This window comes from Pseudomonas sp. S1_G07, assembly GCF_054668565.1.
In genome coordinates this window covers 518,458-537,236 of the sequence record NZ_CP162778.1, presented here as the reverse complement: position 1 = coordinate 537,236, position 18,779 = coordinate 518,458, and the positions used below count along the sequence as shown (strand labels likewise).

General features: G+C 61.4%; 15 protein-coding genes and 1 pseudogene. 3 read left to right on the top strand and 13 right to left on the bottom strand.

The window, feature by feature from the left end; genetic code table 11:
• Nucleotides 1-101: 101 nt before the first annotated feature.
• The 7 genes from mdtD to betI form a co-directional block, all read right to left on the bottom strand.
• Nucleotides 102-1,529: a multidrug transporter subunit MdtD gene (gene mdtD, locus AB4O05_RS02535; protein WP_460133372.1), complete on the bottom strand. Its 1,428-nt coding sequence runs from the start codon at nucleotides 1,527-1,529 to the stop codon at nucleotides 102-104.
• Between the two features lie 35 nt (nucleotides 1,530-1,564).
• Complete coding sequence (locus AB4O05_RS02530) at nucleotides 1,565-2,455, bottom strand: alpha/beta fold hydrolase (protein WP_460133374.1); 891 nt, start codon at nucleotides 2,453-2,455, stop codon at nucleotides 1,565-1,567.
• A gap of 307 nt (nucleotides 2,456-2,762) precedes the next feature.
• Complete coding sequence (locus AB4O05_RS02525; protein ID WP_460133376.1) at nucleotides 2,763-4,079, bottom strand: TldD/PmbA family protein; 1,317 nt, start codon at nucleotides 4,077-4,079, stop codon at nucleotides 2,763-2,765.
• Nucleotides 4,079-5,521, bottom strand: coding sequence for a TldD/PmbA family protein (locus tag AB4O05_RS02520; protein WP_460164831.1), 1,443 nt, complete (start codon nucleotides 5,519-5,521; stop codon nucleotides 4,079-4,081). Before AB4O05_RS02520 ends, AB4O05_RS02525 begins: the two co-directional genes overlap by 1 nt.
• 141 nt (nucleotides 5,522-5,662) lie before the next feature.
• Nucleotides 5,663-7,366 carry a choline dehydrogenase gene (betA, locus tag AB4O05_RS02515; protein WP_460133378.1) on the bottom strand — a complete coding sequence of 568 codons (1,704 nt, stop codon included), beginning with the start codon at nucleotides 7,364-7,366 and terminating at the stop codon, nucleotides 5,663-5,665.
• Nucleotides 7,367-7,512: 146 nt separating this feature from the next.
• Nucleotides 7,513-8,985 (bottom strand): betaine-aldehyde dehydrogenase, encoded by a 1,473-nt coding sequence (gene betB / locus AB4O05_RS02510; RefSeq protein WP_460133380.1) that lies wholly within the window; start codon nucleotides 8,983-8,985, stop codon nucleotides 7,513-7,515.
• 110 nt (nucleotides 8,986-9,095) lie between these two features.
• Nucleotides 9,096-9,689, bottom strand: a complete 594-nt coding sequence (gene betI / locus AB4O05_RS02505; RefSeq protein WP_460133383.1) for a transcriptional regulator BetI — start codon at nucleotides 9,687-9,689, stop codon at nucleotides 9,096-9,098.
• Between the two features lie 307 nt (nucleotides 9,690-9,996).
• Here betI and AB4O05_RS02500 point away from each other — a divergent pair.
• Nucleotides 9,997-10,179, top strand: a pseudogene (locus AB4O05_RS02500) (IS110 family transposase); the annotation flags it as partial.
• Between the two features lie 50 nt (nucleotides 10,180-10,229).
• Here AB4O05_RS02500 and choV read toward each other — a convergent pair.
• The 3 genes from choV to AB4O05_RS02485 all read right to left on the bottom strand — a co-directional run bounded on the left by choV (nucleotide 10,230) and on the right by AB4O05_RS02485 (nucleotide 13,268).
• Nucleotides 10,230-11,408, bottom strand: coding sequence for a choline ABC transporter ATP-binding protein (gene choV, locus AB4O05_RS02495; protein WP_460133384.1), 1,179 nt, complete (start codon nucleotides 11,406-11,408; stop codon nucleotides 10,230-10,232).
• Nucleotides 11,405-12,250, bottom strand: coding sequence for a choline ABC transporter permease subunit (gene choW, locus AB4O05_RS02490; protein ID WP_010207125.1), 846 nt, complete (start codon nucleotides 12,248-12,250; stop codon nucleotides 11,405-11,407). Before choW ends, choV begins: the two co-directional genes overlap by 4 nt.
• A gap of 70 nt (nucleotides 12,251-12,320) precedes the next feature.
• Nucleotides 12,321-13,268 carry a choline ABC transporter substrate-binding protein gene (locus tag AB4O05_RS02485; RefSeq protein ID WP_460133387.1) on the bottom strand — a complete coding sequence of 316 codons (948 nt, stop codon included), beginning with the start codon at nucleotides 13,266-13,268 and terminating at the stop codon, nucleotides 12,321-12,323.
• A 413-nt stretch (nucleotides 13,269-13,681) separates the two neighbouring features.
• Between AB4O05_RS02485 and AB4O05_RS02480 the strand changes: the two genes are divergently transcribed.
• Both AB4O05_RS02480 and gbdR read left to right on the top strand, forming a co-directional pair.
• Nucleotides 13,682-15,058, top strand: coding sequence for an L-serine ammonia-lyase (locus AB4O05_RS02480; RefSeq protein ID WP_460133388.1), 1,377 nt, complete (start codon nucleotides 13,682-13,684; stop codon nucleotides 15,056-15,058).
• Nucleotides 15,059-15,563: 505 nt separating this feature from the next.
• Nucleotides 15,564-16,667, top strand: a complete 1,104-nt coding sequence (gbdR, locus tag AB4O05_RS02475; protein ID WP_460133390.1) for a choline metabolism transcriptional regulator GbdR — start codon at nucleotides 15,564-15,566, stop codon at nucleotides 16,665-16,667.
• Between the two features lie 47 nt (nucleotides 16,668-16,714).
• On the opposite strand, the gene AB4O05_RS02470 is transcribed toward gbdR, so the two are convergent.
• The 3 genes from AB4O05_RS02470 to AB4O05_RS02460 form a co-directional block, all read right to left on the bottom strand.
• Nucleotides 16,715-16,978, bottom strand: a complete 264-nt coding sequence (locus AB4O05_RS02470; protein WP_460133392.1) for a hypothetical protein — start codon at nucleotides 16,976-16,978, stop codon at nucleotides 16,715-16,717.
• Between the two features lie 251 nt (nucleotides 16,979-17,229).
• A complete protein-coding gene (locus AB4O05_RS02465; protein WP_460133393.1) occupies nucleotides 17,230-17,706 on the bottom strand; it encodes a thioesterase family protein in 477 nt (158 codons plus the stop codon).
• A gap of 64 nt (nucleotides 17,707-17,770) precedes the next feature.
• Nucleotides 17,771-18,736 (bottom strand): L-carnitine dehydrogenase, encoded by a 966-nt coding sequence (locus AB4O05_RS02460; RefSeq protein ID WP_460133394.1) that lies wholly within the window; start codon nucleotides 18,734-18,736, stop codon nucleotides 17,771-17,773.
• Nucleotides 18,737-18,779: the final 43 nt, after the last annotated feature.

Genomic DNA, 18,779 nt, shown 5'->3' with positions numbered 1-18,779 from the left:
GGATTTCTTTGTATGTTCTCGACGAGGAGTAGGGGGCCAGCGACAAGTTATCAGCTGCAAGCCGCAAGCTTGAAGCTTACAACTTGAAGCTTGCAGCTGCTTCAATGCTCGATATGCTGCTCCGGGCTGACCGCGCGTTTGCCGTCTTTTGGCGACAATTGCAGGAATATCGCCGCGGCCAGCATCGCCATGATGCCTACGGTGAGGAAGGTCAGTTGAAAGGCACCGAGCACCGTACTCACGCCGTCGTTGCCGGGGTCGGCGGTAAATCCGCCAAGCAGCGCGCCGGCGCAGGCCACGCCCAGGCTCAGGGACAGCTGCGCCACTACTGACAGCAAACTGTTGCCGCTGCTGGCCTGGGCGTCGTCGAGGTCGATCAGGGTCACGGTGTTCATCGCGGTGAACTGCAGCGAGTTGATCGCCCCCAGCACCGCCAGCATGCCCAGCAGCACCGGGTAGGGCGTCTGTTCGCTGACCAGGCCCATGCTCGCCAGCATCATGCCCAGCGCCAGGGTGTTGGCGGTCAACACCACGCGGTAGCCCAGGCGCTCGATCAATGGCCGCGCCACCGATTTGGCAAACATCGCCGCCACCGCCAGGGGCAGCATGCTCATACCCGCTTGCGAGGGCGAATAACCCAGCGCTACCTGCAACAGCAACGGCACCAGGAACGGCAGTGCGCCACTGCCCAGGCGCGCGAACAGGTTGCCGAGAATGCCCACGGCAAAGGTGCGGGTCTTGAACAGCACCGGGGAGAACAGCGGGTTGTCGATATGCCCGGCGCGCAGCCAGTACGCCGCCAGACAGGCCATCCCGCCGAACAGCAGCAACATCACCCGCAGGTGCGGCAGGTGCAGTTCGCCCAGGCCTTCCATGGCGATGGTGATCAGCACCATCGCCGCGCCAAACAGCAGGAAACCGAGGCCGTCGAAGCGGGTGCGCTCGGTGCCGCGCAGGTCGGGGATGAATTTCCACACGGCATAACAACCGATCATGCCCACCGGCAGGTTGATCAGGAAGATCCAGTGCCAGGTCAGGTATTGCACCATCCAGCCGCCCATGGTCGGGCCGAGCAGGGGGCCGAGCAGGCCGGGGATGGTAATGAAGCCCATGATCCGCACCAGCTCGGAACGGGGGTAGGCGCGCAGCACCACCAGCCGCCCGACCGGCAGCATCAACGCACCGCCCAGGCCCTGGATCACCCGCGCGGCCACCAGTAGGGTCAGGCTGCTGGACAGGGCGCACAACAGCGAGCCGATGCTGAACAGCATGATCGCGCCAAAGAAGATTTTCTTGGTGCCGAAACGGTCGGCGATCCAGCCCGACGCCGGAATCAACAAGGCGACGGTGAGCATGTAGGCGATCACCACCCCTTGCATGCGCAGTGGGTTTTCCGCGAGGTCCCGGGCCATCGCCGGCAATGCCGTGTTGAGAATCGTCCCATCCAGCGATTGCATGAAGAAGGCAATCGCGACCACCCAGGGTAGCCAGCGGGCGGTCTTGGCATCGAGAGGGGCGCGATTCGGCATGGAGGACCTTTTGTTAGCAGGCTATGTGTCGGCAATTATGCGTCATTCGTCGCTTCTTTTCCCACTGGCGGTTCGTCTAAATCTGACAACGCCGCGTGCTCGCCCACCAAAAAATCCAACAGCGCCCGGTGTACCGCCAGCGCGGCTTCGCGGGACTCCAGGTCGAGCAAATGGCCGGTATGCTCCGCCACGGCGAAACTGCTGCCGCTCACATAGTGTTTGAACAATTGGGCATCGGCGGCGGGGGTATATTCGTCCAACGCGCCGTTGAGGAAATGCACGGGCGTTTTGATTTGCCTGAGTGCCGGCAGGTAGTTGCCATCACCCAGGGCCAGCACCTGATGGATATGAAAGCGCGCCTGGCGGTACTCGGTGGTGGCCATGCTCGACAGGTGGCGGTGGTTGTTGCGCTTGAGGCGTGGCGACAGGTATTTACCGACTGTCTCGTTGAGCAAATGACCCACGGCGGATTTGTCATCGGCCTCGATCAGCACGCGCACCTGCTCAACGTAGTCGAGCATCGCCGGGTTGAGGTTGGGCGCCAGGGCCATCACCACCGAGCTTTCAATCGATGGCGGGTTGTGCGCCAGGCTCAGCAGCGTGGAGATGCCGCCCCAGGAGGCCGACACCAGGTGATTGACCTGGAAGCGCTCGACCAGGGCGCGCAGGATCTGGACCTCGTCGTCCTTGGTCACCAGGTCGAGGTCGGTGTTGTGCTCACGGGAATAGCCAGAGAACGGCAAATCGAACAGCAGCACATTGAAATGCTCGGCCAGGCATTTGCTGGTGCGGGCGAAGGAGCGGGTGGTGGACAGCGCGCCGTTGACCATCAGTACCGTTTTCCTGCCTGGATCGGAACCCATCTGCTCTACGTGGACGTTGTAGTGTTTGTACAGCTTCTCAATGACAAAACTTCCATGGTTCATGTCAACGCTCCAGCTTGCCCTTCCCGGGCAAGGTCATGCTCTCGTGGGTGAGGGGGGCGGGGTGCCACTAACCGTTATAACGAGCTTTTTTATGGCCGACAACCGACAGCACGCGCAGATGTGTGAAATGGGATTCAGCGCTAGGAATCGCTGGATTGAACGGCCTGAAATCCACATAAACCCCTGTAGGAGCGAGCGTGCTCGCGAAAATCGTCAACGATAACGCGGTCATTCTGGATGACCGCGGCGCTCTTGAGTTTTTCGCGAGCAAGAACTAGGCGTCCCCCTCGCTCCTGCGCGATTGTGGTCAGAGGGTCAGGGTCAGGCGTTTGACCAGGGCCCCCGGCAACAGGTTGGACGCGGTGTTGCGCTGGCTGTACGTACTGGCCGACAGCAGCAGTTCTCGTTCAACCGTCAGCGCTTCCAGCTGCGAGCCGAGCAGGCTGTAGAGGCTGTCATCAAAGCGCATGGTGCTGACCGGCGCCTTGATCTCGCCGTCCTCCACCCAGAACGTGGCGAAGCGCGTCATGCCGGTGAGGCGTGCGGCCGGCAGGTCGGAGTAGTTCAGGTACCACAGGTTGCTGATGTACAGCCCGGTGCCCAACTGCTTGAGGATATCGGCCTGGGCCAGGTTGCCGGCTGCCATCTGCAAGGCGCTGGGAGATTCGTCGCTGCTGGCGCCGTTGGCGCCGAGGCCATATTCGGCGGCGCTGCGCGAGTTGACCAGTTGGCCGTCGGCCTGGCCGGCGTTGATCAGCGTGACGTCACTGCGCGGGTAGCCTTCGGTGGAGAACGCCTGGCTCAGGGAGCCGCTGACCTGTTCGCTCACTGTTACCTGCTCGCTCAGGTGTTGCTCACCGGCATACAGCCGTTGCAGCGAGCTGCCTTTGCTGGCGATGGCCTGGGCGGAGAAACCACCCCAGGTGATGATGCTGATGATCTCCTCGAGTGCCGCCGGGGCCAGGTAGGCGCGGTATTGCCCGGGCGCCAATGTGTGCAATGGCCGGCCGAGGAACTCAAGCTGGTCGCGGGCCTGCTGGACGCGGCGGGCGAACTCGGCGCTGTTCCAGGTATGCCCGGAATAGCTGGCTTTCACCGCTTCGCCGTTGGCGTGGAACAGGCTGAAATCAAAGTTGAAGCTATTAGCCTGGTGCCAGCCGAATGCCCCGTCCGAACTGGCAAACCCACGGCTGATCGGGCCGGCGGCGTAGAAGCCCACCAGGTCGACCCCTTCTGCGGCCTGGCTGATTTCCTCCAGCACCTGGGCCAGCTCGGGCAATGGCCGCGCCTGTTCGTTGTGGCTTTGCCAGGCGTCATGGTTCAGCAACAGATACGGGTCCTGTGGCAGCAACGGCAAGGTCTCGCGCAGTTGCTGCAAACCGTCGGCGAGGCGCTGGCGGTCCAACTCAGGTTCACCGGCCAGGGTGATGCCGAGGTCGGCATGGCGCCCGTCGTTGATCAGCTTGAGGTTGAGGCTGGCCTGTTGCACCTGCCCGGCCTGGCGCACCCTGGCGTGGTTGAAACGCACGAACTCGGACGCCTCCGCCGCATAGCTCAGGTGAAATTGCTCGTTGTCGGTGATGGCCTGCTTGAGCCAGCCCACCAGTGCCTTGAAATCATTCATCAGGCATCTCCCCCAAATACGTCGACATTGCTGAATACACAGGCCGGCGACGCATGGCCGACACGGATCACCTGGTTGGGCTCGCCTTTGCCACAGTTGGGCGTGCCCAGCACCTTGAAGGTGCTGGCGTCGCCCACGGCGCTGAGCTTGCGCCAGAACTGTGCGGAGATCGCTCGATAGTTGGGGTTCTTCACCACGCCCTTGAGCTCGCCGTTTTCAATCAACTGGCCCCATTCGCAACCGAACTGGAATTTATTGCGCGCATCGTCGATGGACCACGAACGGTTGGTCGACATCAGGATGCCGTGTTCGATGCCGCCAATCAGCTGCGCGAGGTTCTTGTCGCCGGCTTCGATATTCAGGTTGGCCATGCGGTCGATCGGCGCGCGGTTCCAGCTGCTGGCGCGGCTGTTGGCGACACCGCCCAGGCCTGAACGGAATTGCGACAGCGCCCCGCCCAGCGGTTTGAGCAGCAGCCCTTCGCGGATCAGGAACTGCTTGCTGGCGGCGGTGCCGTCGTCGTCATGGCGGTAGCTGGCGAGTTGCTCGGGGATGTCCGGGTCGAAGGTCACGTTGAGCAGTTTGGAGCCGTATTGCAGGTGGCCGAAGTCGCTGGCCTTCACAAAGCTGGTGCCGGCGTAATTGCGCTCGTCGCCGAGGATACGGTCCAGTTCCAGCGGGTGGCCGATGGATTCGTGGATCTGCAGGATCATCTGGTCAGGCATCAACAGCAGGTCGCGCGGGCCTTGGGGGGTGTTCGGCGCCAGCAGCAATTGCAGCGCTTCGTCGGCTACCCGTGGTGCTGCACCGACCAGGCCGAAGCGGCTGATCACGTCAACGCCGCCTTGTTGGCCGAAGTTGGTGCCGCCGAGGGTGCGGGTCTGGCTATCGTTGCCATCAAAGGCCGTGACGTTGACGCCGGGGAATACAAAACGCTGGGCCTGGCGCAGTTCGGCGCCGGCACTGTTGAGGTAGATCTGCTCGACGTGGGTCAGGCCCAGGCTCACATCCCAGCTCACCAGACGCTCGTCCTTGGGCACGGCGGCAGACTCGTCGCCCAGCAGTTGGTAGCAGTCGCTCAAGGAGGGGAAGGGCTGCTCGAGGTCGGGCGACAGGTAGTCGGCTATGTCGCTGGACACCTGTTGCTCGCGCAGGTCGAGCAGCGCGTGGGGTTTGATGCGCCGGGCTTGCTGTTCGGCGCGCTCGAGGGCGGCTTGCAGGCCGGCAAGCGAGATATCGTTAGTCGCGGCGTAGGCTTCCACCCCGTTGAGGCGCACGGTGAGCATGGCGCCTTCGTCGTGGCTCAGGTGCGGCGGTTCGGCGACGTTCTTGCGCACCGACAGGGAGTGGCCGGATTCGCGCACGTAGCGCAGGGAGAAAAATTGGGCGGTGGTGCGCAGGGCACTGAAGTGTTTCTTGAGTGTGGCGTGGTGGTCGAACATGGGGCCTTCCTTGTGGGCGGCTCAGCGCGGGCAGGCAAACAGAGTAGGCCTGGGCCGGGGGCTGATCAAGGAGAGGTGATTCTTTGTGGCAAGTGCTCCATTGTGGCGAGCGGGGCAAGCCCGCTTGCCACAGAGGAGGAGTTATTGCGCCAACGGCCCCACTTCACGCAACGGCTTGCCCCGCACCGGTGCATCGCCCGCCACGTAGTAATCGGCGGTGCTGCGCGGCAGCGGTTGGCGGCCACGGATCTTGTCGGCGATTTTCTCGGCGATCATGATCGTTGGCGCGTTCAGGTTGCCGGTGGTGATGATCGGCATGATCGAGGCATCGACCACACGCAGGCCTTGCATGCCATGCACGCGGCCTTCGCCATCCACGACCGCCATCTCGTCGGTGCCCATCTTGCACGAGCAGGACGGGTGGAACGCGGTCTCGGCGTGCTCGCGGATGAACTTGTCCAGTTGCTCATCGGTTTGCACCTCGATGCCCGGGCTGATCTCGCGGCCACGGTACGGGTCCAGCGCCGGCTGTTGCATGATTTCGCGGGTCAGGCGGATGCCGTCGCGGAATTCCTGCCAATCCTGTTCGGTGGCCATGTAGTTGAAGAGGATGCTCGGGTAGTCCCGTGGGTTCTTCGACTTCAGTTGCACGCGGCCACGGCTCGGCGAACGCATGGAGCCCATGTGCGCCTGGAAACCATGCTCTTTCACGCCGTTGCTGCCGTTGTAGTTAATCGCCACCGGCAGGAAGTGGTACTGGATATTCGGCCACTCGAATTCCGGACGCGAACGGATAAAACCACCCGCTTCGAACTGGTTGCTGGCACCGATGCCGGTGCCGTTGAACAGCCACTCGGCACCGATGGCCGGTTGGTTGTACCAGAGCAGCGACGGGTACAGCGACACCGGCTGAGTGCACGCGTATTGCAGGTACAGCTCAAGGTGATCCTGCAGGTTTTCGCCGACGCCAGGCAGGTCGTGGACCACCGGGATGTCGAGGCTTTCCAGCAGCTTGGCCGGGCCCACACCGGAGCGTTGCAGCAGTTGTGGCGAAGCGATCGCGCCGCTGCATACCAGCACTTCTTTGCGCGCACGGGCTTCAATGCGCTCTTCGGCGGCGCCGATCAGGTAACGCACACCCACGGCACGCTTGCCTTCGAACAAGACTTTGTCGGTGAGGGCGTGGGTGACGATGGTCAGCGTGGAACGCTTTTTAGCCGTGTCCAGGTAACCGCGTGCGGTGCTGGCGCGACGACCGTTGGGCGTGACGGTACGGTCCATCGGGCCGAAGCCTTCTTGCTGGTAACCGTTCAAGTCTTCGGTACGTGGGTAACCGGCTTGTACACCGGCTTCGACCATGGCGTGGAACAGCGGGTTGTTGCCGGCTTTGGGCGTGGTCACGCTGACCGGGCCTTCGCCACCGTGGTAGTCGTTGGGGCCGATGTCCCGAGTTTCAGCTTTTCTGAAATAGGGCAGGCAGTCCAGGTACGTCCAGTTTTCCAGCCCTGGAAGTTTTGCCCAGTTGTCGTAGTCCATGGCGTTGCCACGGATGTAGCACATGCCGTTGATCAGCGAAGAGCCGCCCAGGCCCTTGCCGCGACCGCATTCCATCCGCCGGCCGTCCATGTGTGGCTCTGGATCGGTTTCGTAGGCCCAGTTGTAGCGGCGGCCTTGCAGCGGAAAGGCCAGGGCGGCGGGCATCTGGGTCCGGAAGTCGAGACGGTAGTCGGGGCCGCCGGCTTCCAGCAGCAGGACGGTGACGCCTTCGTCTTCGGTCAGACGGGTCGCTAAGGTGTTGCCCGCAGAACCTGCGCCAACAATGATGTAGTCGTATTCTTGAGTCATGGGGTCTCCTTGAGAGCTGAGAGCTGCGAGCTCCAAGCTTCAAGCTGCAAGAAAGAGCAGCAAGTGGTGTTCATGAGAGCGTGCGGCAAACTCAAACTGCTTTTACTTGCAGCTTGCAGCTTGCAGCTTGCCGCTGGATCAGCGCATCAGAACACCGATGCGTAATCCCCCAGCTCAACTTGAATAGACTTGATGCGCGTGAAGTTATTGAGCGAGCTGATCCCGTTCTCACGGCCAACACCCGATTGTTTGTAACCGCCGACCGGCATCTTCGCGTCGGACTCGCCCCAGGCGTTGATCCAGCAGATACCCGCTTCCAGCTGATGAATCACGCGGTGGGCGCGGTTCAGGTCCCTGGTCACCAGGCCGGCGGCCAGGCCGAAGTCGGTGTCGTTGGCGCGGCGGATCACTTCTTCTTCGGTTTCATAGGTGAGGATGCTCATCACCGGGCCGAAGATTTCTTCACGCACGATCACCATGTCGTCGGTGCAATCGGTGAACACGGTCGGGGCCACGAATGCGCCCTTGGCGAAGTCGCCATCGGTCAGGCGGTTGCCGCCGCACAGCAGACGCGCGCCTTGCTCTTTACCCTTGGCGATATAACCCAGCACGCTTTCCATGTGGGCGAAGCTGACCAGCGGGCCGAAATTGGTGTTGTCATCCTGCGGGTCGCCCACACGGATGCGCGCCACACGCTCGACGATCTTGGCTTCGAACGCGGCTTGCAGGTGCTTGGGCACGAACACGCGGGTGCCGTTGGTGCACACCTGGCCGGAGCTGTAGAAGTTGGCCATCATCGCGATGTCGGCGGCGCGGTCCAGGTCGGCGTCTTCGAACACGATCAATGGCGACTTGCCGCCCAGCTCCATGGTCACTTCCTTGAGCGACGAGCTCGAAGCGCTGGCCATGACTTTCTTGCCGGTGTCGGTGCCGCCGGTGAACGAGACCTTCTCGATGCGCGGGTGCTCGGTCAGCCAGGTGCCGACTTCACGGCCGCTGCCGGTCAGGACGTTGAACACGCCGGCGGGAACGCCGGCTTCGGTGTAGGTCTCGGCCAGTTTCAGGGTGGTCAGCGAGGTGACTTCGCTGGGTTTGAAGATCATCGCGTTACCGGCGGCCAGGGCCGGTGCGGATTTCCACAGGGCGATCTGGATCGGGTAGTTCCATGCGCCGATACCCGCCACCACGCCCAGCGGCTCGCGGCGGGTGTAGACAAACGATGTGTCGCGCAGCGGGATCTGCTCACCTTCGATGGCGGGCACCAGCCCTGCGTAGTATTCCAGCACATCGGCGCCGGTGACGATGTCGACGTATTTGGTTTCGGAGAAGGCTTTACCGGTGTCCAGGGTTTCCAGGGCCGCCAGCTCATCGTTGCGCTCGCGCAGGATGTCGACGGCGCGACGCAGGATGCGCGAACGCTCCATGGCGGTCATGGCGGCCCAGATTTTCTGGCCTTTTTCAGCGCTGACCACGGCACGTTCAACGTCTTCTTTCGTGGCGCGTTGCACTTGGGCGAGAACTTCACCGTTAGCCGGGTTGATGGCTTCGAAGGTGGCATCGCTGCCAGCGTCGCTGTAGCCGCCGTCAATGTAGAGTTTTTGCAGGTCGAAACGGGCCATAAAGTCCTCGCAAGTGCATAAGTGGTTGGCGGTACCCGCCGAACAGTGGGCCATAGGGGTGTGGCAACACTGCGTGGCAGACGTTCAGGGGTTGAGCATTTATAGGGGCTCTAACTCACCTGCTTGGCCAATTGGAAATCCATGTATTCGTGAGCGATGCGTTGCGCCTGTTCCGTGTCGAAAGCGTCTCCCGACAGGGCGCCGCGCAACCACAAACCGTCGATCAGGGCCGCCAGGCCTCGGGCTGCGCTGCGTGCATCAGGCGGCGGCAGCACCCGGCGGAACTGAAAACACAGGTTGGAATACAGGCGTTGATCGTTGATCCGCTGCAACCTGTGCAAAGACGGGTGGTGCATGCTGGAGGCCCAGAAGGCCAGCCAGGTTTTCATTGCCGGGCCGTTGACCTGGCTGGCGTCGAAGTTGCCGGCGACGATCACCTGAAGGTGGGCGCGTGGGCTGTCGTCCTTCAACGCCTTTCGACGCGCGTGGATGTTTTCCATCAGCACGCTCATCAAGTACTGCATGGTCGCTGCGATCAGGCCGTTCTTGTCCCGAAAGTAGTGACTGATGATGCCGTTCGACACGCCGGCCAGACGGGCGATCAGCGCAATGCTGGCATCTCCCATCCCGACCTGATCGATCGCCGTCATCGTGGCTTCGATCAGTTGCTGGCGGCGTATGGGTTGCATACCGACCTTGGGCATGTAGCACCTCTCCTTAGGCCTGCCGACGGGCGATCACGTCCATCGGCTTGAAGGCCAGTCTATTTTGTTTTGATTGAACGTTCAATCAACAAAAAATAAGTTCTGCGACAAATCGTCGCTGCTGGCAGGTATTTTCTACTTGAGAAACAGCGACAACTGACTCCTGGAAAACCCCTGGAACGGCCCGCACAAGGGCCTTGCACCGATACGGGGCATGCCTGGGATTTTCGGGCTGTCTTTATAACACCCGTTCGTCGACTGCCGAAAAAACGATAGCGCGGGAGAGGCGCAATTGGCTGAACGCGGGCGTCTGCTGCACAACGCCGCGATGGCTGCTAGCCGGACGGCAGCATGGAAAGCGTTTTACCAAGCGCAGCGGGCACAGACATACAGCACAACTCAGGTTCTGATAATGCTGGCTCGCAAGCTTGCCCGGATGGCGTTTGCCTTGCTGAAAGGGCAAACCGAATACCAATCAAAGGTTGGTTGAGGGTTGCCCCTCAACCATGGAATCTCCCGCATTTGCCTGGCGGTTGTGGCTTAGCCCAGGTTCTTGCCCAGCAGGGCATGGTAGAGCTCACTGTCGCCGAGTATCCCCACCACCTTGTTGTTGTCATGCAGCACCAGCTTGTTCCCTGTCTGGTAACGAATCTGCAACGCATCGCGCATGCCGATATTCGAATCCACCAGCGTCGGCACCCGACCCAAACCTTCCACCGGTTGCCCCGGTGCCCAGTTCTGCAGGTTCATCACCGTGCCATTCTGGCGAGCGCCCTGGATGGTGTTGCCTTCGGCCAGGTCCAGCCACGAGTCGCCGCCCGGGTCCAGGCAAACCGAACCGTTGACCCGCGTGCAGTTGTCCAGGGTGCGCATCAGGCTGCGGCCGCACAGTACGTTCAGCGGGTTGGTATGGGCGACGAAGGTGCGCACATAGTCGTCCGCCGGGTTCAATACGATCTCTTCCGGCACGCTGTACTGGATGATCTTGCCGTCTTTCATGATGGCGATGCGGCTGCCGAGCTTGAGCGCCTCGTCGAGGTCGTGACTGACGAAAACGATGGTCTTGCTCAGCTTGCGTTGCAGCTCCAGCAACTCGTCCTGCAGACCCTGGCGGATCAACGGGTCGAGGGCGGAGAAGGGTTCGTCCATCAGCAGGATGTCGGCGTCCATTGCCAACGCGCGGGCCAGGCCGACGCGCTGCTGCATGCCACCGGACAGTTCATCGGGCTTCTTGTTGCGCCACTGGGCCAGGCCCACCAGTTCGAGTTTCTCGTCAACCAGCTTGCGCCGTTCTTTTTCCGGGCGGCCCTGCATTTCCAGGCCGAAGCTGATGTTCTCGCGCACCGTCAGCCAGGGCATCAGGGCGAACTTCTGGAACACCATGGCGATGCGCTTGGTGCGCATCATTTTAAGTTCCGCATCGGTGCACGACGCGATGTCGATCTGGCGACCTTCATGCTCCACGAACAGCTGGCCACGGCTTACGGTGTTGAGGCCGTTGATGCAGCGCAGCAGGCTCGACTTGCCGGAGCCGGACAGACCCATCAGCACGCAGATCTCGCCTTTCTCGATGTCCAGGCTGGCCTTTTCAACGCCGACAATCTGCCCGGTCTTTTTCAGAATTTCGTTACGGCTCAGGCCCTGGTCCAGCAGCTTGAGCGCTTCGCGTGGGTCTTTGGAAAAGATCACGTCGACCTTGTCGAATCGGATAATGCTCATGCATCACCCCCTACTTTAGCGTCGGGTTGTTTGCAGATGCGGTCGAGCATGATGGCCAGCAACACAATCGCCAGGCCGGCTTCGAAGCCCAGGGCGATGTCAGCGGTGTTCAGCGCGTTGACCACCGGCTTGCCGAGGCCATCGGCACCCACCAGGGCGGCGATCACCACCATCGACAGCGACAGCATGATGCATTGGGTAATGCCGGCGGCAATGCTCGGCATGGCATGGGGCAGTTCAATGCGCGAGAGCAACTGACGGCGCGAGCAGCCAAAGGCCTTGCCGGCGTCCATCAATTCTTGCGGCACATCGCGGATACCCAGGTAGGTCAGGCGGATCGGCGCGGCAATTGCGAACACCACCGTGGAGATCAGACCAGGCACCACACCCAGCCCGAAGAGGGTCAGGGTAGGGATGAGGTAGACGAAGGTCGGTACGGTCTGCATCAGATCGAGCACCGGCCGCATCATGGTGTAGAACATCGGTTTGTGCGCGGCAACAATGCCCAGCGGCACGCCGATGACCACGCAGACCAGGGTGGCGAACAATACCTGCGCCAGGGTCTCCATGGTTTCCTGCCAGTACCCCAGGTTGAGGATCAGCAGGAAGGAGGCGATGACAAAAACAGTCAGTCCCCATTTACGTTGAATAAAGTGAGCGAGCAGCGCAATCAGACCGATCAATGCCAGCGGATTGAACCAGGTCAGCGCAAACGTCACGCCGTGGATCATCGTTTCCAGTGTCGATGCGATTGCGTCGAAGTAGTTGGCGCCATGTTGGGTCAACCATTCGACGAAGGCAGCGATGTACTGGCCTAGTGGGATTTTCTGTTCAGTCAGCATGGTAGTGAATGTCCACATGCGAAGAGGGAATACATCCCGGGCCAGCGCACCAGCCCGGGGTCAGCGGTCACTATTTGGCGAGATAAGCTTTGACGGCCTCCAGGCCAGGTTTGCCATCCACGGTAGTGACACCGGCGAGCCAGGTGTCGAGGACTTGCGGATTCTTTTTCAGCCAGGCCTTGGCGGCGGCTTCGGGCTTCATCTTGTCGTCCAGGACGTTACCCATCAGGGTGCTTTCCATGTTCAAGGTGAACACCAGGTTTTTCAGCAGTTGGCCAACGTTGCTGCATTCCTGGGTGTAGCCCTTGCGGGTGTTGGTGTAGATGGTGGCCTGGCCGTAGTTGGGGCCGAACGAGTCGTCGCCACCGGTCAGGTACTTCATCTTGAAGCGGGTGTTCATCGGGTGCGGTTCCCAGCCGAGGAACACGACGGCCTGGCCGCGTTTTTCGGCACGCGCAACCTGGGAGAGCATCCCGGCTTCGCTGGACTCGACCACTTTGAAGCCGGCGGTTTTCAGGCCGAAGGCATCTTTGTCGATCAGGGTCTGGATGATGCGGTTGCCATCGTTACCCGGTTCGATGCCGTAGATCTTGCCTTGCAGCTCGTCCTTGAATTTGGCGATATCGGCGAAGTCTTTCAGGCCTTTGTTGTATAGCGCCTCGGGGACCGCCAGGGTGTACTTGGCGTTCTCCAGGTTGGCGCGCACGGTTTCCACGGTGCCGGCCTCGCGGTACGGCTTGATGTCGTTTTCCATGGTCGGCATCCAGTTGCCGAGGAAGACATCCATGTTCTTGCCGTCAGCCAGGGACTTGTAGGTCACCGGTACCGCAATCATTGTGGTTTTGGTTTTGTAGCCAAGCGCCTTGAGGATTTCGCTGGTGGTCGCGGTGGTGACGGTGATGTCGGTCCAGCCGACATCGGAGAAGTTGACGGTCTTGCACTGTTCCGGTTCAGCCGCATGTGCCAGGGCTGGCAGACTCAGCATGGCGGCCAACAACAACGAGGGTGAAGCTTTCATGGGGCTAGACTCCTGTGTTTTTTCTGGCGGCATTTGCCGCGCTTTATAAGTGTTGCGGTTGGTGCGTGCTTAAAGCGACGGCACGGTGCCTTGCAAACGAGTCGAGACCGATCATGTACCAGTGAAAATCTGACGCCTACAGGGTGCGTCGTATCCAGTACAGGGAGGGTCGTATCCAGTGTCGGTGACGTCGCTTACAGGTTTTTTCCAAGGTAAAACCGCAGTTTTTGCCCATCTGCACCGCTGAAAACGGCCAAAACAGACGATTGAGCGCGAGCGCCGCTGCTGAGCATGAGTGCGTCGGTGTGAGACGCCGTGACGGCAAGTAAAAGCCTGATGATGCCGCCATCTGGGCGATCTGAGCGTAGCAGCTCCTTGGTGCCCGGCCTGCTCACCTGCGGAGTTCCACGTTAATGGCTATCAGTGTTTTCGACTTGTTCAAGATCGGCATCGGGCCTTCGAGTTCTCACACCGTCGGCCCCATGCGCGCTGCGGCGTTGTTCGTTCAAGGGTTGCGTGAACGTGAACTGTTGGAACAGGTTCGGCGCGTCGAAGTTCAGCTGTACGGCTCGTTATCGGCCACCGGCATCGGCCACGGCAGCGACACCGCAACCATCATGGGGCTGATGGGCGAGTGGCCGGACGCAATCGACCCGTCGCAAATCGGCGTGCGTATCCATACCTTGCGCGAGACCGACACCCTCCTGCTCGATGGGCGTTTGCCGGTGCCATTCGTGTGGGCCCGGGACATGCGCCTGCTCGACGAAAACCTGCCATTCCACCCCAACGCCATGACGTTGGTGGTGTATGGCGATGACGGTGAGCTGCACCGCGATACGTACTACTCGGTAGGTGGCGGTTTCGTGGTGGATGAAGCCCAGGCCCGCAGCGGTGTGGCCGATATGGATCGCACCCAGTTGCCCTATGATTTTTCCAGCGCGGTGGAGTTGTTGCAGTTGTGCAAGACCCATAACCTGCGCGTCGCCGAGTTGATGCTGGCCAACGAAAAGGTCTGGCGCTCCGAAGAAGAAATCCGCAGCGGTCTGATGAAACTCTGGCATGCCATGCAGGCTTGCGTGGAGGAGGGCCTCAAGCACGAAGGCATCCTGCCCGGCGGCCTCAACGTGCGCCGTCGCGCCGCCAAGTTGCACCGCAGTTTGCAGGAGTTGAACAAGCCGAATGTGATCGGCTCGACCTTGAGTGCGATGGAGTGGGTCAACCTGTTCGCCTTGGCGGTGAACGAGGAAAACGCCGCCGGTGGGCGCATGGTCACAGCCCCGACCAACGGTGCGGCGGGGATCATCCCGGCGGTGCTGCACTACTTCATGAAGTTCAGCGACGAAGTCACCGAAGCCAACGTGGTCGACTATCTGCTCAGTGCGGCGGCGGTGGGTATCCTGTGCAAGAAGAACGCCTCGATCTCTGGTGCCGAAGTCGGCTGCCAGGGTGAAGTGGGCTCGGCCTGCGCCATGGCCGCCGCCGGCCTGGCCGAAATCCTCGGTGCCACGCCGGAGCAACTGTGCAACGCAGCCGAAATCGGCCTGGAACACAACCTCGGCCTGACCTGCGACCCGGTGGGCGGGCTGGTGCAAGTGCCGTGCATCGAGCGCAATGCGATTGCGGCGGTCAAGGCGATCAACGCTGCGCAAATGGCCCTGCGTGGTGACGGGCAGCACTTTATCTCCCTGGACCGGGTGATTCGTACCATGCGCGATACCGGCGCGGATATGCACGACAAGTACAAAGAGACGTCGCGGGGTGGGTTGGCGGTGAGTGCCGTTGAGTGCTGACCTGACCACGACCCGGTAGGAGCGAGCCTGCTCGCGAAGAACCCGAGAGCGCCACGTTCATCCAGAATGCCCGCGTCATCGTTAACGATCTTCGCGAACATGTTCGCTCCTACATTGAACATCACACGCCCATCACGCCACCTTTTAGCGCGTCGCAAACAGATAAGTAGCTCCCAAACGATTTGCCTTCGACCACCCGTCCCCCGTGCGTTGGGTGACAGACTTGTCCCACACCTCTCAAAGCGCCTTCCCACAAGTGCTACCGATCTGCTCACGCCCCTTGGTGTATCGACTCCCGCGTCGTTTTCAGACCATATCCCGCAGTTCTCGTGCGGGCTTATATAGACGCGCTAACAGGTCGTTTTCAGGATTTATTGAATGCACATTCAATTTTAGGCATGGCATTTGCTCTATCAATTCAAAGCCTCGCTTCTTGCTGGAAACGAGCGCAATAACAAGAGCCTCGCCTGAGGCCATCACCCGCTTTGTGTGAGGAGATACCGCGATGACGTCGTTCAACTCAGGGACCCAACCCCAGAACCGTGCGCCTCAATCCATCGGCTTTTTGCTGCTGGATAATTTCACGCTGATTTCCCTGGCGTCGGCAGTGGAACCACTGCGCATGGCCAACCAGTTGTCCGGCCGTGAGCTGTATCGCTGGACGACCCTGAGTGTCGATGGCAATCAGGTCTGGGCCAGCGACGGTCTGCAAATCACCCCCGATGCCTCCATGCACAAAGCCCCGGCCCTGGACACCGTGATTGTGTGCGGTGGCGTAGGTATCCAGCGTACCGTCACCCGTGAACATGTGTCGTGGCTGCAAAGCCAGGCGCGCCAGTCACGTCGCCTTGGTGCGGTGTGCACCGGCAGCTGGGCCCTGGCCTGCGCCGGTCTGCTCGATGGGTTCGATTGCAGCGTGCACTGGGAGTGCCTGGCGTCGATGCAGGAAGCCTTCCCACGGGTGTCGATGAGCACCCGCCTGTTCACCCTCGACCGTAACCGCTTCACCAGCTCCGGCGGCACCGCGCCGCTGGACATGATGCTGCACCTGATCAGCCGCGATCACGGCCGTGAACTGTCGGCGGCGATCTCCGAGATGTTCGTGTACGAACGCATCCGCAACGAACAGGATCACCAGCGCGTGCCGCTCAAGCACATGCTCGGCACCAACCAGCCGAAGCTGCAGGAAATCGTCGCGCTGATGGAGGCCAACCTGGAGGAGCCGATCGACCTGGATGAGCTGGCGGTGTACGTCGCCGTATCGCGGCGTCAGTTGGAGCGGTTGTTCCAGAAATACCTGCACTGCTCGCCGTCGCGCTACTACCTCAAGCTGCGCCTGATTCGTGCACGGCAGTTGCTCAAGCAAACGCCGATGTCGATCATCGAAGTGGCGTCGGTGTGCGGGTTTGTGTCCACGCCGCACTTCTCCAAGTGCTACCGCGAGTACTTCGGTATTCCGCCACGGGATGAGCGCGTTGGCTCCAACACCACCCAGCAGGTGGCGATGATGCCGATCCCGCAGGCGCTGGTGTTGTCGCCGTTGGCGGGGCCAATGTCGGCGTTGAGCCAGGCGCGCAATGAGTCGACGTTCGCCAGCGTACGGCTTTAAACCCACCTGGTGGCGAGCGGGGCAAGCCCGCTCGCCACAGGGGATTGTCAGGCTTGAGAGTTCTGCTTGAACTGCATCAGCGCCGGCAACAGCTGCTTGTCGATCGCCTGACGCACCGCCGGCAAAATCGTCGCGCTGCCGGTGTACATCTGCTCGACCATGCCCTTGAGCGCCTTGGCCCGCGCTTCGCTCAAACCGCGTACCGCGCACTCGCAGGCCTGTTCGGCGGTCGAGCCACTGGAGACTTCGAAACCCAGTGAGCGCAGTTGGCCCAGCAGGTCATCCTGGTCAATCAAATCCGCATGCATCATGACGTTTATCCTGGTGAGGGGAGTGGGTCTGACTTGGATTCTGGTAGCCGTCCAGGCGGGCGGCAAGGGCAGAATGCACGAATGCCTCGGATGGCTATGAGCGTGTCGTTTTCGGGCCATGCACCGAACGCACTTATCGGCACACTGAATCCAGGCACACAGCTTGACGGTTTGGTCACCCTCGAGATGTACAGCTCACACAAGGCACCTCTGCCTCGATCCAGTCACGGCTGGGTCGGGGCTTTTTTTGCTTATTTTTTGGCCGGCAAGCCGATGACGCGGCCAAGCAACGCGGGCCTGGGCAGGTCCACCTGTTGCGCGCTGATAGCGATGAGTCTTTGCAGCGTCGCCTCGGTAAACGGTGCCGAATGCGGGCCGGCCAGATCGACGTGCAGCAGCATCTGCTCGTTGCCCGCCAGTTCCTTCTCGTCGCCCACCCCATGCAGGCTGTGGTAGAGGTGCAGGCGCTTGGCGTCGTGGGCAATCAATTGGGTGCGCACTTCTACCTCGGCGCCAAGCTTCACTTCGTGCAGGTAGTTCAGGTGCAGTTCCAGGGTGAACAACGAATGGCCGCTGGCTTCGCGGTTGTCGCTGTCCAGGCCCAGGGTGTCCATCAGCGCATCGGTGGCGTAGCTGAAGATCAGCAAATAGAACGCGTCGCGCAGATGGCCGTTGTAGTCGACCCAGGCGGGCTGGACTTGGGTGGTGTAGGTGGTGAGTGCGGGCATCGCATAAATTCCGGCTATGTACGCGGTCAGAAATGTGGGAGCGGGCAAGCCCGCTCCCACAGGCTTATTCGGCGAAAGTCATACCGTGTTTTTCCTTGGTCGCCTTCACCGCTTCGAGCACCGCCAACAGGCAATCATCACGATAGCGCTCCAGCGCCGCAATGCTGTGTTTGCCCAGCTGATCGCGGGTGCCGTCGACCACGTCGTCGATCAACTTGTCGGTCAGTTCCGGTGCCGGCAGGTAGGTCCACGGCAACTGCAACGCCGGGCCGAACTGCGCCATGAAGTGGCGCATGCCGGCATCGCCGCCCGCCAGGGTGTAGGTGAGGAAGGTGCCCATGAACGACCAGCGCAACCCGGCGCCAAAGCGAATCGCGTCATCGATCTCGCCGGTGGTGGCTACGCCGTCATTGACCAGGTGCAGCGCCTCACGCCATAGCGCTTCGAGCAAGCGGTCGGCGATGAAACCAGGGACTTCCTTGCGGACATGCAACGGGCGCATTCCGAGGGATTCGTACACCTGGATCGCCGCCTGGATCGCCTCCGGCGCGGTGTGCCTGCCGCCCACCACTTCCACCAGTGGCAGCAGGTACACCGGGTTGAACGGGTGCCCGACCACGCAACGTTCCGGGTGGGTCGAACCCTCGTAGAACTCGCTTGGCAACAGGCCGGATGTGCTCGAACCAATCAACGCATTCGGCTTGGCTGCCGCACTGATCTTGCTGTGCAGGTCCAGTTTCAGTTCCAGGCGTTCCGGGGCGCTTTCCTGGATGAAGTCAGCGTCTTGCACGCACGCTTCGATGGTGGCGACAAAGCGCAGGCGGTCCTGCGATGCACCGGGTGCCAGGCCCTGTTTCTCCAGCGCGCCCCAGGCATTGGCGACGCGTTTGCGCAGCGCCGCTTCAGCGCCGGGCGCCGGGTCCCAGGCGACCACATCCAGGCCATGGGCCAGGGCGCGGGACACCCAGCCGCTGCCGATTACGCCGCTGCCGAGGGCGGCGAAGGTTTTGATTTCAGTGATAAAGCTCATGGCACATTCCTAAGGCGTTCGATGATCCCCTGTGCGAGCAAGC

Bases quoted from the DNA above. Each gene is read 5' to 3' on its own strand.
- gbdR (WP_460133390.1), top strand. From the start codon at position 15,564: ATGACGTCGTTCAACTCAGGGACCCAACCCCAGAACCGTGCGCCTCAA.
- AB4O05_RS02525 (WP_460133376.1), bottom strand. From the start codon at position 4,079: ATGAATGATTTCAAGGCACTGGTGGGCTGGCTCAAGCAGGCCATCACC.
- betA (WP_460133378.1), bottom strand. From the start codon at position 7,366: ATGACTCAAGAATACGACTACATCATTGTTGGCGCAGGTTCTGCGGGC.
- AB4O05_RS02480 (WP_460133388.1), top strand. From the start codon at position 13,682: ATGGCTATCAGTGTTTTCGACTTGTTCAAGATCGGCATCGGGCCTTCG.
- choV (WP_460133384.1), bottom strand. From the start codon at position 11,408: ATGAGCATTATCCGATTCGACAAGGTCGACGTGATCTTTTCCAAAGAC.
- AB4O05_RS02460 (WP_460133394.1), bottom strand. From the start codon at position 18,736: ATGAGCTTTATCACTGAAATCAAAACCTTCGCCGCCCTCGGCAGCGGC.
- AB4O05_RS02520 (WP_460164831.1), bottom strand. From the start codon at position 5,521: ATGTTCGACCACCACGCCACACTCAAGAAACACTTCAGTGCCCTGCGC.
- betB (WP_460133380.1), bottom strand. From the start codon at position 8,985: ATGGCCCGTTTCGACCTGCAAAAACTCTACATTGACGGCGGCTACAGC.
- betI (WP_460133383.1), bottom strand. From the start codon at position 9,689: ATGCCCAAGGTCGGTATGCAACCCATACGCCGCCAGCAACTGATCGAA.
- AB4O05_RS02470 (WP_460133392.1), bottom strand. From the start codon at position 16,978: ATGATGCATGCGGATTTGATTGACCAGGATGACCTGCTGGGCCAACTG.
- choW (WP_010207125.1), bottom strand. From the start codon at position 12,250: ATGCTGACTGAACAGAAAATCCCACTAGGCCAGTACATCGCTGCCTTC.
- AB4O05_RS02485 (WP_460133387.1), bottom strand. From the start codon at position 13,268: ATGAAAGCTTCACCCTCGTTGTTGTTGGCCGCCATGCTGAGTCTGCCA.
- AB4O05_RS02465 (WP_460133393.1), bottom strand. From the start codon at position 17,706: ATGCCCGCACTCACCACCTACACCACCCAAGTCCAGCCCGCCTGGGTC.
- AB4O05_RS02530 (WP_460133374.1), bottom strand. From the start codon at position 2,455: ATGAACCATGGAAGTTTTGTCATTGAGAAGCTGTACAAACACTACAAC.
- mdtD (WP_460133372.1), bottom strand. From the start codon at position 1,529: ATGCCGAATCGCGCCCCTCTCGATGCCAAGACCGCCCGCTGGCTACCC.